This is a genomic window from Rothia sp. HSID18067, assembly GCF_003989445.1.
In the GTDB taxonomy this organism is placed as follows: Bacteria; Actinomycetota; Actinomycetes; order Actinomycetales; family Micrococcaceae; genus Rothia; species Rothia aeria.
In genome coordinates this window covers 488,526-503,924 of the sequence record NZ_RBMF01000002.1, presented here as the reverse complement: position 1 = coordinate 503,924, position 15,399 = coordinate 488,526, and the positions used below count along the sequence as shown (strand labels likewise).

Genomic DNA, 15,399 nt, shown 5'->3' with positions numbered 1-15,399 from the left:
GTCTCTCATATATGTGTCCCGCACGCCGTAGATTCGCCTTGTGGGCGTGGCATCAGTTTTTTAGGTTTCGCGTGCCGATTCGCTCACCGTAAAACCCTGCCCTGAACGTTTGCGTGCCCGAATCGGGCGACGATATAAAGGAATAAAGATACACGAATACCTGAGGGGAGAATCATGAGTTTAGGGGGTGTGGGCACATGGCTATTACACCAGCGAACATTAAGCGGTGCACATTAACGTGGGATGCGCCGGATTACAGTACGTCGTACCCCGCAGGGTACACGGAGCGCGGGGTGGCGGTGATCGCTGTTGCGGAAGAAGCCCAACAGGCGCAGGGGTTTTGTTACAGCTCAACCGCGACCTTAGTGTATGTGTCTAAAGAGAGCGGGGAACGTATCCCCCTGAATACTGAACCAATTTTGGGTGAGCATGCCCACTCCCTCATGGAGCCTTGCGAAGTGGTGCACACCAAAATGCTGGGCCGTGCGGTGCTTGAGGCGTGGGAGCTGATCCCCCCGCCGCTGACGGAGAACCTGGTGACGGTTGCAGCGGAGAGGCGCTACCTGAAGCAGCTATTCCGCCAGTTTGACCACCTTAAATGCATCCTGGAATACCGTGCGTTTGAGAAGGTTCTTGACCCTTACGATAATCACTCCTTAGGGGAGGTCCATGTGCGGCTCGCGGGCACTGCGGCGGGTAAACTCATGGAGGGTTTTATTGAGGTAGCCAGGCGCAATACGGAGTGTATGCTCACCGATTCGCTCACCGAGAAACCGGAAGAGCAGCTGGTGGAGTATAACGTTTTCACGGACTGTTCGTTCCGTTCCACCCATAATAAGAAGTACTCGCGCGGCGGCCGGATGGGTATTGCGGGCGTTAGTGAAGACGGCTTCTATTTTCATACTCATTATGACGCGGTGAACATTATGACCGGGGAACTTTCGGCGATGCTCACCGCGTTTCACGTATTTTATACGGGCGGACGCCGCCTAGTGATTAATACTGATTCGCTGGGTGCGCTCACGTTTGTGCTGCGGCTGGCTCATAGCCGCTGGAGCTTTGAGAGGTGGGCCCGTGAGGGGGTTCAGGATGAGCGGGTTATCACTGAGATGACGCGCCTGACTGAGGCGATCCGCTCGCGCCGGGTGATTGTGAAGCACGTGCCGGGTCATACGGGTCATGGGCTGCAGGAGAGCAGCGATTCGGTGTCGAAAATGCACCGGCATTTTCCGGGTCAGGTGGTTGATAAGCGGCATATTCTGGAGTTTAATCAGCGGTGCGAGTCGATCATTACGGCCCTGTCTGGGTGCGATAAGGCTGTACGTCTGCCCAGCCCCGAATGGCTGTACGTGCGCCCTTCAACTATTCACATGGGTAATCGCTTGTGGCGTTAAGCTGACACGCCGTGCAGAACGGGAAATTGGCGTGGCGGGTCTGTGCCGCGGTGTGATTACAGCAGCGATGACCAGAGCCGGCAAATATTTTCGGTGACTTTAATGCGCTGCGGCCGTGCAGACCACGGGCCGTAGCGCACTTCCGTGCAGATACTTTCGTAGGTTCGCGCAACATCGGCGAGCGCATCCACCATGGCAGGGTCTGCGATAAAGGTTGATACTTCGAGGTTGAGCGAGAATGAGCGGGGGTCCATATTCGAGGAGCCGATAAACGCCATTTCGTGATCCACGTACATGAACTTGGAGTGCAGCACCGTGGGGCTGGGGTATTGCAGAATGCGCACCCCGGATTGCAGCAGCGTCTCGTAGTAGGAGCGCTGCGCCATATTGGGGAGGAACTGGTCGCCTTTTTCGCAGACGATCACGGTGGTTTCGATGCCAGAGAATGCGGCGTTGGTGAGTGCCTGCAGCAGGGTTTCGTCGGGTACGAAGTAGGGTGAGCAGATGGTGATGCGTTTTTCTGCGTTGTAGATCATGTAGTTGATCAGGCGCAGGTTGTTTTCTGTCTCGAATCCGGGGCCGGAGGGAACCACTTGGGCGCGCATCGAGCCGGGAACGTAGGGGATTTTCGCCTCAATTTCTTCGAGGATCAGCTGGTTTGTTTCGGAGTACCAGTCGGAGACGAATACCGCGTTAAGTTCTTCGACGATGGGGCCGGTGCACGAGAAGGTGAGGTCTTTCCACTCCCGCCCTTTACGCACGTTTTCTTTGAGGTCGTAGGAGCGGTGGATGGCGTTTTGCGAGCCTGAGAACGCCGTTCTGCCGTCAATCACGAGGACTTTACGGTGGTTGCGCAGGTCGGGGCGCTGCCATTGCAGCCGCCAGGGTTTGATAGGCAGCATCAGGCGCCATTCGATACTCGATTCGTTGAGCATTTTTGTTAGCAGCCGGTATGAGGGGTATTTGCGTGAACCAATATGGTCGATGAGCACGCGCACCCGCACGCCGCGTTTTTGGGCGGCGAAGAGGGCGTCCCAGAGCACTTTGGAGGCTTCGTCGTAGGCGGTGATGTAGAACTCGAAGTGAACATACCGCTGGGCTTTGTTGACTTCCTGCGCCATGATGCGTATGGCTTCGTGGTTGTCGTTGTGCAGGGTGAAGGAGTTCCCGCCGACAAGGGGGAGCGAACCGAGCTTGTAGTTGAGTTGGCTGGCGACGAGGGTTGCTTCGTTGAGTCCGTCGGAGTCGGTGAGCTGCGGGGTGTCTCCGGTGGTTTCTCGGATCAGGTCGTTCATGGCGTGCTGCCTGGCGCGTCGGTATTGGGGAAGGTGTGAGGAACCGAAAATCAGGAAGGCTAGGAACCCGATGAACGGGATGAAGAAGATGGCCATGAGCCAGCCGAGTGCGACCACGGGCTTGCGGTTGTAGGGCAGCCAGAATAGGGCCAGTACACGGATGCTCAGGTCTGCGAAGAACAGAATGATCCTGAGCCAGTCCGGTAAAAAGTCCAGGTACGCGGGTGAAAATATGCTCACCTTACCTATTATGCCTACCCTCTTGTCTTCTGTGGGGGAGAGGCAGGACACGCCGCGTCGCCCACATAATGCAGTTGTGCAAAAAGTGCATAAGTGCAATAATTGCAGTTATGCAAAAATCTGAGCCGAGTCGCGCCGAGACAAGCCTGCGTGAACGCCGCCGCGAACGCACCTGGGCGAACATTCACGAAACCGCCCTGCGCTTAGCCCGCCAGCACGGCATGCGCGGCAGCACCGTCGAAGATATCGCTGCGGAAGCCGGAATCTCGCCCCGCACCTTCTTCAACTACTTCGGAACCAAAGAAGATGCAGTGCTCGGCCTGCGCGCCCCCGCCATCACCGACGAGCTGCTCGCCAGCGACCGGGCACACGAGAACGACAACCTCATCGTGCGTATCACCCATCTGCTGCTGTACATCGTGCGGCACAGCTTCAACTTTGCCGATCACGCAAAATTCCGGGAGCGCATCGACGAATTCCCCGAATTCAGGCACCGGCTGAAGGTGCACCATATCAACTGCGAACAGGTGCTCATCGACTACCTCAATACCGTCGATTGGGAGGCCTTCAATGCCGCAGGAAGGCGCGGCCCTTTGATAACCCGCCCCGAAAATATGCCGCTGACAGAAACCGCCGAAGAACGCACCCGTGCCACAGTCCAGCTTGCATCCGCGGTGCTGCGGCAGCTGCACTTCGCCAAGGATATTGCCGACGAAGACGAGGTCGAGTGGCGCATCCACAACACCGTCAAAACTTTTCAAGCCCTGCTGAAGGAAAACTAGGAATGACGTCGCACTCAGACAAACCCGCTGAAGCCGCCACGGCTGAAGCTAAAAAACATCAAATAGCGCTCATGTTCTCCGGCTTGGTCATCGTGATGCTCATGTCGGCACTGAACCAAACCATCCTCGCGCCCTCCCTGCCGACCATTGTGGGCGAACTGCATGGCGTGGAGCATATGAGCTGGGTGATTGCCACCTTCATCTTGCTCTCCACCATCACCATGCCGGTGTACGGCAAACTCTCCGACCAGTTCGGGCGTAAACCCTTCCTGATTTTTGCCATCCTCTCCTTCATGACGGGATCTATTATCGGCGCGCTCGCCCCCGATATGACCTGGCTGATCGTCGCCCGCGCGCTCCAGGGAGTCGGCGGTGGCGGTCTCATGATTCTCTCCCAATCCGTGGTCGCAGATGTGATCCCCGCCCGCGAACGCGGTAAATACATGGGTATTATCGGCGGCGTCTTCGCCTTCTCCTCGGTCGCCGGGCCGCTCATCGGCGGGTGGATCACTGAGGGTCCCGGCTGGCGTTGGGCATTCTGGCTCAACCTGCCGCTTGCCGTACTCGCAATCTTCGCCGTCATTTTCCTGCTCCCGCACACCGCGCTCAAAGACCGCGAAAAGCGGCAGATCGACTACCTGGGCAGCATTATTCTCATGGCAGGAACCAGTGCGCTCGTGCTCGCCACCATCTGGGGCGGCAATCAGTACGCCTGGAACTCCCCGCAGATTATTGGGCTTCTCATCGCATCCGTCGTCGCGGTTCTGATCTTCATTCCGGTTGAAAACCGCGCCGCAGAGCCGATTATGCCCATGTACCTCTTCACCAACCGCAACTTCCTGCTCACCCTGGGCGCATCTCTTGCCCTCGGTGTTGCCATGTTCGGTGCCGTTGAGTACATCCCCACCTACCTGCAAATGTCCCTGGGCGTGAGCGCAACCGTGGCGGGTCTGCTCATGATTCCCCTCATGGGTGCCCTGCTCGTGGTCTCCATTATTACTGGACGGCTGGTCTCTGCACGCGGCAAATACAAGGCATATGTGGTCATCGGTACCGCACTCGTGGCGCTCGGGCTCTACCTGATCTCCACCATCACCCCGAGCACCCCCACCTGGATCTTCTGTAGCTACATGGCGGTCATGGGTGCGGGTCTGGGCATGTCGATGCAGTTCCTCACCCTCATCGTGCAAAACGCCTTCCCTATCACCGTCGTAGGAACCGCTACCGCGGCAAACAACTTCTTCCGCCAGGTCGGCTCAACCGTGGGTGCATCGCTCGTGGGTGGTCTGTTTACTTCGCGCCTGAGCAGCCTGCTCAGCGAACGAATGCCCGCGCAAGCGGCGGCCTCGGCGGGGGAACACGGAACCTCCTCGCTGACTCCCGAGCTCGTCAGCCGGATTCCCGAGCCGATTCACGGCATTATCGTGAACGCCTACAATGATGCCCTGATCCCGCTTTTCCTCTACCTGGCACCGCTCGGACTAGTCTCTGCGGCTCTGCTTCTCTTCATCCGTGAGGATGCACTCGCCACCACCATCGAAACGCACACCACCACCGATGTGGCGCGTTCGGCAACCGGTGCTATCGCCGTGATTACGCCTGAAATGGCGGCGAAAGATGCCGAATGCCTGAAGAAAATGCAGGGTGAAGCGCACACCGTGATCGACCCGGAACTTGCTGATAGCACATCCGATGCACCGGCGAAAACCGAGCTTCGTACCGAGGGACAAAAGAATACGGATGATCCTTCGCGCGGCACCAAGCCCTAACGGCTTCTTAGGTAACCCTATACAGTTATTCCCCTCTCACGCTATGCTGGAGGGGAATAACTGTTAACCCCCTCACACGGGATGCGGGTCGCCTTCGTCGCTGAACGCCAGCCCGCATGCGCCATCCACAGGAGGACCTATGAAGATTCTGCTCCCTACCTCAATTACGCTCGACGAAGAGAAACTAGGGCTTGAACCCGGCGATATTGTGCGGCACTACAACCCCACGGAGCCTATCGCCGAGGAAGATACCGATGCCGAGGTTCTGATTGCCTGGGCGAATACCGCCGATCAGCTCGCGGATTCCGCCCGCCGCATGAAGAATGTGGGGCTTATCCAGGCACTTCTTGCGGGGCCAGATGCGGTACGCGCGGCGGGCTTCACCCCCAATGCCGCCATCTGTGCAGGTGTGGGTCTGCACTCGAAAACCGTTGCGGAACATGCACTCGCGCTGACCCTGAACTTTGTGCGTTTCTTGCCGACGTTGGCGCAGGCAACAGTCGAGCATCGTTGGGCTGAGGAGCTAGGCGGCGCGCAAAAACTTCATCCGAAAGACCAGGTCACAACTCTGCTTGATGCCAATGTGCTCGTGTGGGGCTTCGGCTCGATTGGCCAAGAGACCGCGCGGCTCTTCAAGGCTTTCGGGGCGAACGTAACCGGCGTTGCGCAGAGCGCGGGGGAGCGTAACGGATTCCCGGTGATTGCGACCGAACAAATCGATGAGTACCTGCCGACTACGGATATTCTCGTGATGGTGCTTCCTACTAGCGATTCGACTTTCAAGGCGCTTGATGCCCATAAGCTGCAGCTGCTGCCCAAGCGCGCCTACCTGGTTAATGTGGGGCGCGGTACCACTGTTGATGAGGATGCACTCGTCGCCGCCCTAAACTCCGGCTCGATTGCGGGCGCTGCGCTGGACGTGACGGCAACCGAACCGCTCCCCTCCGATTCGCCCCTGTGGGATGCGAAGAATATCGTGATTACCCCGCATGCCGCCGGTGGTCGCCCCGTAAATCCGGAGGAACTGATCGCCCACAATATTCGTGCCTTCCGCACCGGTGCTGCTGCGAGCGAGTACCGTAACCGGTTCTGAGTTCACTGCTGGGAAGTACAGCCCCGTAGACTCTGCCCTACACCGATGATGAAGAGTTTACGGGGCTTCCCATATCTTAGGTTCTCCTAAATTTCAAGGGGTATGCTGTTACAGTGTCGTGGTTTTCCTCTTTTTTAAGTGGGAATCGGTGGATTTTTGGGGTGTTTTGGACCTTAAGACACGCTTTATGACGGTCGAAAACCCGCAATATGCATTATTGTGTAAATTTTTCGTAACAATTTTTAACTCCGCTAGTTCTGTGGGGAAAATCGTTGCTGCATCACCCCAAGGAGCCTCCGAACACTGCGGTGGCGGTGTAAAACACAAATGTGGGTTTGGTGGATAGATAGCGGACTATATAAGATAAAGTAACTGTAATCCTAGTGACAACAGTCACGGGGTTATTTTGACATTGGAAGTCATTACACACATGCCTACGACACCGAATATTCGAGGAGGGGAGCCGTCCCATGTTTAGGTACGTCCTCCAACGCTCGCTCACGTATCTCGTCATGGTGTTCATTACTACCACGATGGGCTATTTCGCGGCGGTTATTACCCTTCAGCCTGCGCTGCTTGAACAGGAAAAAATTCCCAGGCCGACCCCAGAGCAGGTTCAACGTAACTTTGCCTCTTTGGGCCTTGACCCGAGCAAAAGCGCTTGGGACCGTTATATCGAGTGGTTAACCAACGTTGTGACCAAATTCGATTGGGGCCGCAGCCCCAACGGCGCGTATGTGAACGAAGAATTCGGTCAGCGCGTCTGGGTTTCTTTCCGCCTGATGATTGCCGCAACCATTTTGACGATTGTTATTGGTGTGGCACTTGGCGTATTCACGGCAGCTCGCCAGTACAAGCTCTCTGACCGTGTGATTACTAGCTACTCCTACCTGGTGTACATTATTCCCGCGCCTGTGGCGTACTTTTTGGTGCAAACCGCTGCGATTCAGATTAACCAGTCCGCAGGGGAGACCATTTTCTACGTAACTGGTATTTCCTCTCCCGGTGTGACGGGCTTCTGGAATACCATCATTGACTTGGCGGAACACTACGCGGTACCCACCTTCTGTATGACCGTATTGGGCTGGTCAGCCTACCAGATCGCTCAGCGCCAGTACCTCTTGGATAACGTCAATGCCGACTTTGTTCGTACTGCCCGCGCGAAGGGCCTGACCCGTAACCAGGCGATTACCCGCCATGCCCTGCGTGTGTCGTTTATTCCCGTCGCACAGTCCATCGCCTACCAGGTACCCGCGATTTTTGCCGGTGCTTTCTTCGCCGAGACAGTCTTTGCTTGGCCCGGTATTGGTAAATGGTCGATTGACGCCATTAGTCAGCAGGACGTGAACGCCGCGACCGCAACGTTGGCTTACGGTTCCGTTCTCTTCGCCATCGGCGCTATTATCGCCGATATTGCCACCAGTATCGTTGACCCCCGAGTGAGGATCTCATGAGCCAGGTAACTGAAACTCACGCCATTCCGGTGGTGAAAGGCGATGACTTTAAAGTCATCAATAAGAAGGTCATTATTCTGCGCCGTTTTATGCGGAACAAGCTGGCGGTGTTTGGCCTGGGGCTTTTCGTGTTGATGTTCCTGTTCGGAATGTTCGGTCAGTACTTCACCTCGTACACCCCCACCCAGATTGACTATCTGGCTTTGGGGGAGGAGCCCAGTACTACCCACTTCTTTGGCACCAACGCAGCTGGCAACGACCTCTACGCCCAAATGGTTGAGGGTGTTCGTGTTTCGCTCTTAATCGGTGTGGTTGTGGGTACCGTATCCATTGCTATTTCCGCAGTATACGGCTGTATTATGGCGTACTTTGGCGGCTGGATTGATAAAGTCATGCTTTTCATTCTGGAAGTCATGATTATGGTTCCTTCGCTGCTGATTCTGGCAATTGCGATGAACAGTGGTATCGGTAAAGAGATCCAGAAAAATGTTCCCGCGTGGATCGTGCTCTCTGCTGTGCTCATTATCTTTAACTGGATGTCCCCGGCTCGTCTGATTCGTGCAATGGGCCAGTCTTTGATTGGGCGTGACTACGTCAAGGGTGCTCGGTATATGGGTGTTCACCCGTTCAAAATTGTGCTGCGCCACCTCATCCCGAATATTGGTTCGCTGCTGGTGCTCGAATTTACACGTGGCATTATGTACGCTGTGCTGGCTGAGGTTGTTTACTCCTTCATCGGTATCGGCATTCGCTACCCGAACTACTCATTGGGTTCGCTTATTGCCGAGGCAGCAGCACAGATTAACACTCTGCCGCACATGTTCTGGTTCCCCATTATTTTCTTTTTCCTCATTGTGGCCCCGTTGGCGTTCATGAACGATGGTTTGCGTGATGCCTTCGACCCGACTTCCATGTCGGTCGGTAAGATCAAGAAGCCAAAGAAACCTAAGAGCCAGAAATCGGCATCTACGGTCGAAGACGCGGAGGCTCAGGAAGCCGACGCTGCAGCACCATCAACCGACTCCAATCCCGATGCTCAGGCATCCGTCCAGAGTGAGGAGGCATAAAACTCATGAGCACTTCTCCCGTTCTGAGTGTTAAAGACCTGCATGTTAGTTTCAATACCGAAAACGGCGTGGTGCACGCGGTGCGCGGCGTGAATTTTGACCTGTATGCCGGTAAAACCCTCGGTATTGTGGGTGAGTCTGGTTCGGGTAAGTCAGTGGCGTCGATGGCGATTATGGGCTTGCACCCTACGACAGCTGATATCACCGGGTCTATTAAGTACAACGGCAACGAGCTGCTGGGGCTGAGCGATAAGGAAATGTGTGAGTACCGTGGCAAGCACATCTCCATGATTTTTCAGGACCCGCTCTCCTCACTCACTCCGGTGTATACCATTGGGCAGCAGATCGCCGAGGTTTTGAAGATCCACAATAAGGGCATGAGCAAACAGGCGATTAAAGATCGCTCAATCGAGCTGATGCGTCTGGTGGGTATTCCTTCCCCAGCGGATCGTCTGCGTTCGTACCCGCACGAGTTTTCGGGCGGTATGCGCCAGCGCATTATGATTGCAATGGCCATTGCGAATGACCCGCGTGTTCTGATCGCCGATGAGCCCACCACTGCACTGGATGTGACGATTCAGGCCCAGGTGCTTGAGGTGATAGATAAGGCGCAGGACGAAACGGGCGCAGCAACCATTATGATTACCCACGATTTGGGTGTCGTTGCCGGTATGGCGGACGATATTCTGGTGATGTACGCGGGTAAACCGGTGGAAATCGCGAAGGCCGAGGACCTGTATAAGTACCCCAGCCACCCGTACACCATTGGCCTGCTGGGTGCGGTCCCACGTGTAGACCGTTCGCAGAAGATGTCGCTGGTGCCGATTGAGGGCACCCCGCCGAACCTGATTAACCCGGTGGAGCGTTGTTCGTTCCGCGACCGCTGCCCTGTGGCTAAAAGTGGGGGCCAGTGCTGTAAGGATGAGGCTGGCGAGCCCGAGCTGATGCCGCTTGACGGCGCGGGTGAGGGGCACCTATCATCGTGCAGCATATCCCAGGATCTGATCAGTAAGACAGCTGATGAGCTGTACTCGATCCCTGAGACCCCCGTGTCGAAGTTTGACGGTGTTCCGCGTGAAGAGCGTGTTCCGGTGCTTGAGGTACGCAACGTGAAGAAACACTTCCCGCTGATGAAGGGCTCACTTATTAAGAAACGTGTGGGCACCGTGAAAGCGGTTAACGGCGTTACCTTCGATATCCGTGAAGGCGAGTGCTTCTCTATTGTGGGCGAGTCGGGGTGCGGTAAGACTACCACCCTGCTGGAAATCATGGAGTTCAGCAAGAACACTGACGGCGAGATCCTGATTAACGGCACCTCCACGAAGGATAGTAAGTCGGCTAATGAGATCCTGAAACTGCGTAAGAACCAGCAGATGGTGTTCCAGGATCCCACCGGCGCACTGGATCCGCGTTTTACGGTGTACGAGGTGCTGGCTGAGCCCCTTGAAAACCAGGGGATGAAACGTGCGGATATTAAGAAGCGCGTGATTGAGCTGATGCGGACTGTGGGTCTGCAACCGGATCATGTGAACCGCTTCCCGAACCAGTTCTCTGGCGGCCAGCGTCAGCGTATCGGTATTGCCCGTGCGTTGGCCGTGAACCCGAAACTTGTGGTGCTGGATGAGCCTGTTTCAGCGCTGGACGTTTCCGTTCAGGCGGGTGTTATTAACCTGCTGGAGAAGCTTCGCGCCGAGCTGGGGCTCAGCTACCTGATGGTGGCCCACGACCTTGCCGTGATCCGCCATGCCTCTGACCGTGTTGCGGTCATGTACCTGGGGCGTATTGTTGAGATTGGTAGCGTGGACGAGGTGTTCGATAACCCGGTTCACCCGTATACCAAGGCTTTGCTGTCGGCTATCCCCGTGCCAGACCCAGAGGTTGAGGCGAAGCGTGAGCGCACTATGCTGGAGGGCGATCTGCCGACTCCGGTGAATGCACCGGTGGGCTGTGGCTTCTCTAGTCGTTGCCCTGTCTTCAAGCTGTTGCCTGAGGATAAGCAGAAGGTATGCCTTGAGAAACTGCCTGAGCTTGAGCCTGTTGAAGGTCAGGACCACGCATATGCTTGCTACTTCCCCGAGGGCGTTTCTCAGGTATCTCCTGAGGACGTTGTTCAGGCGGCGTAGCTTTAGAGTCGGCTTTGTCGTAAGCCGCATGTGAGCTGAGGGGCGGACACCAGATGGTGACCGCCCCTCGGTGCGTTTTCAGCATGGGATAGGGAAGAGATGCCAGAAATGACGGTACTGTGACGCTGAATGAGTGTTCTTTGGGCCGCTGAGGACACTAAGAAGCAGCAATAATTACGTCATAAATACTGATAACACAGGAATCTTGTGAATATATATGCGAAATGTATATTTTTTTATCTATTAAGAGGCAATCCGTGTTCCCTCAGGGCAAAATTGTGGTGTAAGATACTAGACTAAGACCAGGTACTGTAGTTCAGCACACAGAACGTGCACCTGGTTGATTCGTCAGGCACTCGATGGTACGAGTGCATTAGTGAAAGTTGGGCGATAACTATGGAGAAGCAGTATATCTTCAACCGCCGCACCCTGCTTGGTGGCGCGGCTGCAACAACTACTGTGGGCCTGTTGGCTGCGTGTGGCGGCAAGAAAGAAGAAGAAAAGGTCAAGTCTGCTGGCAAGGGAGCTAAAGTAGAAGACCTGTACGATATCAATGCCCACCCGGTCTCAGATTTGAAACAGGGCGGGGAAGTTCGTCTCCCCCTGGGCTCTATCGGGCCTGATTTCAATGTCTACTCAACCGGCGGTAGTAACAGCGATACGTATGCTGCAATGAGTACACTTTATGCGGCTGGCTTGTGGTCTTCGTTGCCTAACGGCACTCTCGAACTGAATAAGGATTTTGCTGTATCTTTCGACCCGAAAGAGGAAAACGGTAAAACCGTTGTGTACGTGGCGGTGAACCCCAAAGCTAAGTTTAACGATGGTACTCCCATGGACTACAAGGCGCTGCAGGCAACGTGGCAGATCCTTAAGAGCACAGAGGGAGATTTCAAGATCGTTACCAGCGGTATTTATGGCAGCGTTGAGAAAGTCGAACGTGACGGCGATGACTTCAGGGTCAAGGTAACGATGACTTCCCCCTACTATCCGCTTAATGAGCTGTTCGCCTCTATTTTGCACCCCAAAATGGCTGACCCGAAAGTCTTTAATGATGGGTTCGTGCATAACCCGCACCCTGAGTTTGGGTGTGGTCCGTTTAAGCTCGCTGATAAAGGCTGGAACTCTACTGAGAACACTTTTACTGTGGTGCCGAATGAGAAATGGTGGGGCGAGAAGCCTGTACTGGATCGCATCATTTTCCGCACCCTCGAAGCTAGCGCGGAGCGTGCGGCCTTTAAGAACGGTGAGATTGATGTAGCCTCAGCACGTACGTCTACCGCATATGCTGAAGTGAAAAACGTTGCAAACGCTGAACTGCGTAAGGGACAGCGGTTGTTCTCAGGTGGGTTGAACCTGAACCCCAAGCGTATTGAAGATGCGAAGGTTCGTAAGGCAATTTTTATTGGCACCAACCGTGAGGCGCTTGCCAAAATCCGTTACCAAGGTTTGCCGTGGGAGGAGCAACTGCCAGGGTCAAGGTTGTACCTGCCTTTCGAGGAGTATTATGAGGATAATTTCCCGAAAGCAGATGGTGACGCGAAAGCTGCCGCCCAGAAAATTCTGGAAGATGCCGGATATAAGAAAGACGGTGAATTCTACGCCAAGAATGGTAAGCAGCTGAGCTATAAGATCTCAATCTTTGGCGACGACCCGGTGAATAACAGCATGGCTCAGACCTTCGTTCAGAATATGAAAGAACTGGGGATTAACTTTAGTGTAAATAGCCGTGCATCCAGTGAATTCTCGAAGGCTATCCCTGCACGTGACTACGATACAACGTTCTCAGGGTTCAGTATTAGCACTGCAGACGGTACTTCTGCTACCAAGCAGTTCTATTATTCGAAGGATAATGAGGGCATAGGTTCGGAAGAAATCGACAAGATGATTGAGAAGATGCTCGTCATCAAGGATGATAAAGAACGGAACAAGAAGTGCAACGAGATTGAGAAGAAGCACATGGATGAGATCTCGACTGTGGGCACTGTATTTAATGGTCCCGACTTTATGATGTGCAAGAAGGGGTTGGCCAACTACGGTCCTTCTCTTTTCCAAACCACTGATTGGGCGAAGGTTGGCTGGCTGAAGTAAACATCCAATAGCTCCATTTCATAGAGGGTGTGGTTTCCCATTTGTTGGGAATGCCACACCCTCTTGTGGTGTCTTGAACGTGTACTTTCTGCAGAAGATCGTGTGGGGAGGAAACAGTCCTTCGGCTACTCGGAGGATAGAAAAGCCAAAATATGCATACAATGAATATTGTAAATGAAGGAATATTACGTATAAATATTCATATATACTGTTAAATATCCCACAAAATCTGCTTTTTCTACCACAACCATAAAATGCGGGTGTAAGGTACTGAGATATGACCTGAACTTATAGCTTAACTTTGGATAAGTCCAAACCCGTAAAGCATATAAGCCGGGTGACGCACCGGAGCACTTGGTGCAGTAAATGAACTTGTAGACGTGAGGCGATAGCTATGCAGAAGCAGTACATCTTCAACCGCCGCACCTTGCTGGGCGCTGCAGCCGCAACGACTACCGTGGGCCTGTTAGCTGCCTGCGGCGGCTCGAAGAAAGAGGATAAGGTTAAAGCACCCGGTAAAGACGCTAAGTCCGAGGAACTGTACAATATCAATTCGCATCCGGTGTCTGACTTGAAGCAGGGCGGTGAGGTACGTATCCCCCTGGGGTCCCTTGGGCCGGATTTCAATACCTATTCAACAAGCGGAGATTCCTACGACACGCAGATTGCGATGAGCTCAATCCGTGCAGCGGGACTGTGGAATATTACGCACCTAGGAAAATACGAGCTGAATAAGGATTTTGCCCTCTCCTTCAAACCTGCAGAAGAGGGTGGTAAAGACGTCGTTTACATTGAGCTGAATCCCAAGGCAAAGTTCAACGATGGCACCCCTATCGATTACAAAGCCTTGCAGTCCACCTGGAAGATACGCAAGAGCTCTGACGGTGACTACAATATTGTCAGCTCAGGTATCTATGAGTATATTGAGAGCGTCGAAAACAACGGGGACAACTTTAAGGTAAAGGTCACTATGGCCAAACCATACTACCCGTTAAACGAGATGTTCGATGCGATTTTCCACCCCGGCATGGAAGACCCGAAAGTTTTCAACGACGGGTTTGTGAATAACCCGCACCCTGAGTTTGGGTGCGGCCCGTTTAAGCTGGCTGATAAAGGCTGGAACTCTACCGAAAACACCTTCACTATGGTGCCGAATGAGAAATGGTGGGGTGAGAAGCCCGTGCTTGACCGGGTGATTTTCCGGGGCTTGGAGGAAAGCGCGAAGGTTGCTGCCTTTAAGAACGGGGAGGTAGATGCAGTTGAGTCGCGCACCTCCACATCATATGCCGAACTGAAAAATACTGCGAACGCTGAGCTGCGCAAAGGTCAGCTGCTGTATGCGGGTGGTCTGAATTTGAACCCCAAACGGATTGAAGATGCAAAAGTGCGGAAAGCGATTTTCCTAGGTATTGATCGGAAGGCTCTTAGCAATATTGCCTTTCAGAATTTGCCGTACGAAGAAGACCCATCCGGCTCAATGCTGCACCTACCATTCGAGGAGTATTACGAGGATAATTTCCCGAAGGCAGATGGGGATGCAAAATCTGCTGCCCAAAAGCTCTTAGAAGAAGCCGGATACACGAAGGACGGCGAGTACTACGCTAAGGGTGGTAAGCAGCTGCGGTATAAAATCACCGTGTTTGGCGATGACCCCAGTAAGAGCAGCATGGCGCGTAGTTTCGCTCAGACGATGAAGGAGATCGGCATTAACTTTGAGGTCGAAACTCGCGGTTCTGCGGAGTTTTCGAAAGTTACCGGCTCTAAAGAGTACGACATTATAGTGTCGGGCTTTAGTCTCAGCAGTGCGGATGGCACTGCTGCCACTAAGCAGTTCTACTACTCTAAAGAGAACGACGGTGTGGGCAATGCCGAGATCGACGCAATGATCGAAAAGATGGCGGTCATTAAAGACGATGCGGAGCGGAACAAGATGTGCAACCAGATTGAGAAGAAGCACATGGCAGAGGTCTCGACCATCGGCACGGTGTTTAACGGCCCCGACCTGATGATGTGCAAGAAAGAACTGGCGAACTACGGGCCTACCCTTTTCAAACCCATTGAATGGGAAAAGGTCGGTTGGCTCAAGTAACA

The 15,399-nt window shown here is 54.2% G+C and carries 10 protein-coding genes; 9 read left to right on the top strand and 1 reads right to left on the bottom strand.

The window, feature by feature from the left end:
• Nucleotides 1-197 precede the first annotated feature (197 nt).
• Nucleotides 198-1,394: an RNase H family protein gene (locus tag D8M23_RS07170; RefSeq protein ID WP_126854230.1), complete on the top strand. Its 1,197-nt coding sequence runs from the start codon at nt 198-200 to the stop codon at nt 1,392-1,394.
• Between the two features lie 56 nt (nt 1,395-1,450).
• Here D8M23_RS07170 and cls read toward each other — a convergent pair whose 3' ends face one another.
• Nucleotides 1,451-2,929, bottom strand: a complete 1,479-nt coding sequence (cls, locus tag D8M23_RS07165) for a cardiolipin synthase (protein ID WP_126854229.1) — start codon at nt 2,927-2,929, stop codon at nt 1,451-1,453.
• Between the two features lie 110 nt (nt 2,930-3,039).
• On the opposite strand from cls, the gene D8M23_RS07160 reads away from it, so the two are divergent.
• The 8 genes from D8M23_RS07160 to D8M23_RS07125 all read left to right on the top strand — a co-directional run bounded on the left by D8M23_RS07160 (nt 3,040) and on the right by D8M23_RS07125 (nt 15,397).
• Nucleotides 3,040-3,711 (top strand): TetR/AcrR family transcriptional regulator, encoded by a 672-nt coding sequence (locus D8M23_RS07160; RefSeq protein ID WP_238693801.1) that lies wholly within the window; start codon nt 3,040-3,042, stop codon nt 3,709-3,711.
• A gap of 2 nt (nt 3,712-3,713) precedes the next feature.
• Nucleotides 3,714-5,480 (top strand): MDR family MFS transporter, encoded by a 1,767-nt coding sequence (locus D8M23_RS07155; protein ID WP_126854227.1) that lies wholly within the window; start codon nt 3,714-3,716, stop codon nt 5,478-5,480.
• Between the two features lie 139 nt (nt 5,481-5,619).
• Entirely contained in the window at nt 5,620-6,573 is a 954-nt protein-coding gene (locus D8M23_RS07150) for a phosphoglycerate dehydrogenase (protein WP_126854226.1), read from the top strand.
• Nucleotides 6,574-7,043: 470 nt separating this feature from the next.
• Nucleotides 7,044-8,027, top strand: a complete 984-nt coding sequence (locus tag D8M23_RS07145) for an ABC transporter permease (protein ID WP_126854225.1) — start codon at nt 7,044-7,046, stop codon at nt 8,025-8,027.
• Nucleotides 8,024-9,094 carry an ABC transporter permease gene (locus tag D8M23_RS07140; protein WP_126854224.1) on the top strand — a complete coding sequence of 357 codons (1,071 nt, stop codon included), beginning with the start codon at nt 8,024-8,026 and terminating at the stop codon, nt 9,092-9,094. The genes D8M23_RS07145 and D8M23_RS07140 overlap by 4 nt, the downstream gene beginning before the upstream one ends.
• A 5-nt stretch (nt 9,095-9,099) precedes the next feature.
• The gene (locus D8M23_RS07135) at nt 9,100-11,217 is read left to right on the top strand and encodes an ABC transporter ATP-binding protein (RefSeq protein WP_126854223.1); all 2,118 of its coding nucleotides are present in this window, start codon (nt 9,100-9,102) and stop codon (nt 11,215-11,217) included.
• Nucleotides 11,218-11,613: 396 nt separating this feature from the next.
• On the top strand, nt 11,614-13,308 hold the full coding sequence (locus D8M23_RS07130; protein ID WP_126854222.1) for an ABC transporter family substrate-binding protein: 1,695 nt from the start codon (nt 11,614-11,616) through the stop codon (nt 13,306-13,308).
• A 394-nt stretch (nt 13,309-13,702) separates the two neighbouring features.
• A complete protein-coding gene (locus D8M23_RS07125; protein WP_126854221.1) occupies nt 13,703-15,397 on the top strand; it encodes an ABC transporter family substrate-binding protein in 1,695 nt (564 codons plus the stop codon).
• The last annotated feature ends 2 nt before the right edge of the window (nt 15,398-15,399 follow it).

Bases quoted from the DNA above. Each gene is read 5' to 3' on its own strand.
- D8M23_RS07170 (WP_126854230.1), top strand. From the start codon at position 198: ATGGCTATTACACCAGCGAACATTAAGCGGTGCACATTAACGTGGGAT.
- D8M23_RS07160 (WP_238693801.1), top strand. From the start codon at position 3,040: ATGCAAAAATCTGAGCCGAGTCGCGCCGAGACAAGCCTGCGTGAACGC.
- D8M23_RS07155 (WP_126854227.1), top strand. From the start codon at position 3,714: ATGACGTCGCACTCAGACAAACCCGCTGAAGCCGCCACGGCTGAAGCT.
- D8M23_RS07150 (WP_126854226.1), top strand. From the start codon at position 5,620: ATGAAGATTCTGCTCCCTACCTCAATTACGCTCGACGAAGAGAAACTA.
- D8M23_RS07145 (WP_126854225.1), top strand. From the start codon at position 7,044: ATGTTTAGGTACGTCCTCCAACGCTCGCTCACGTATCTCGTCATGGTG.
- D8M23_RS07140 (WP_126854224.1), top strand. From the start codon at position 8,024: ATGAGCCAGGTAACTGAAACTCACGCCATTCCGGTGGTGAAAGGCGAT.
- D8M23_RS07135 (WP_126854223.1), top strand. From the start codon at position 9,100: ATGAGCACTTCTCCCGTTCTGAGTGTTAAAGACCTGCATGTTAGTTTC.
- D8M23_RS07130 (WP_126854222.1), top strand. From the start codon at position 11,614: ATGGAGAAGCAGTATATCTTCAACCGCCGCACCCTGCTTGGTGGCGCG.
- D8M23_RS07125 (WP_126854221.1), top strand. From the start codon at position 13,703: ATGCAGAAGCAGTACATCTTCAACCGCCGCACCTTGCTGGGCGCTGCA.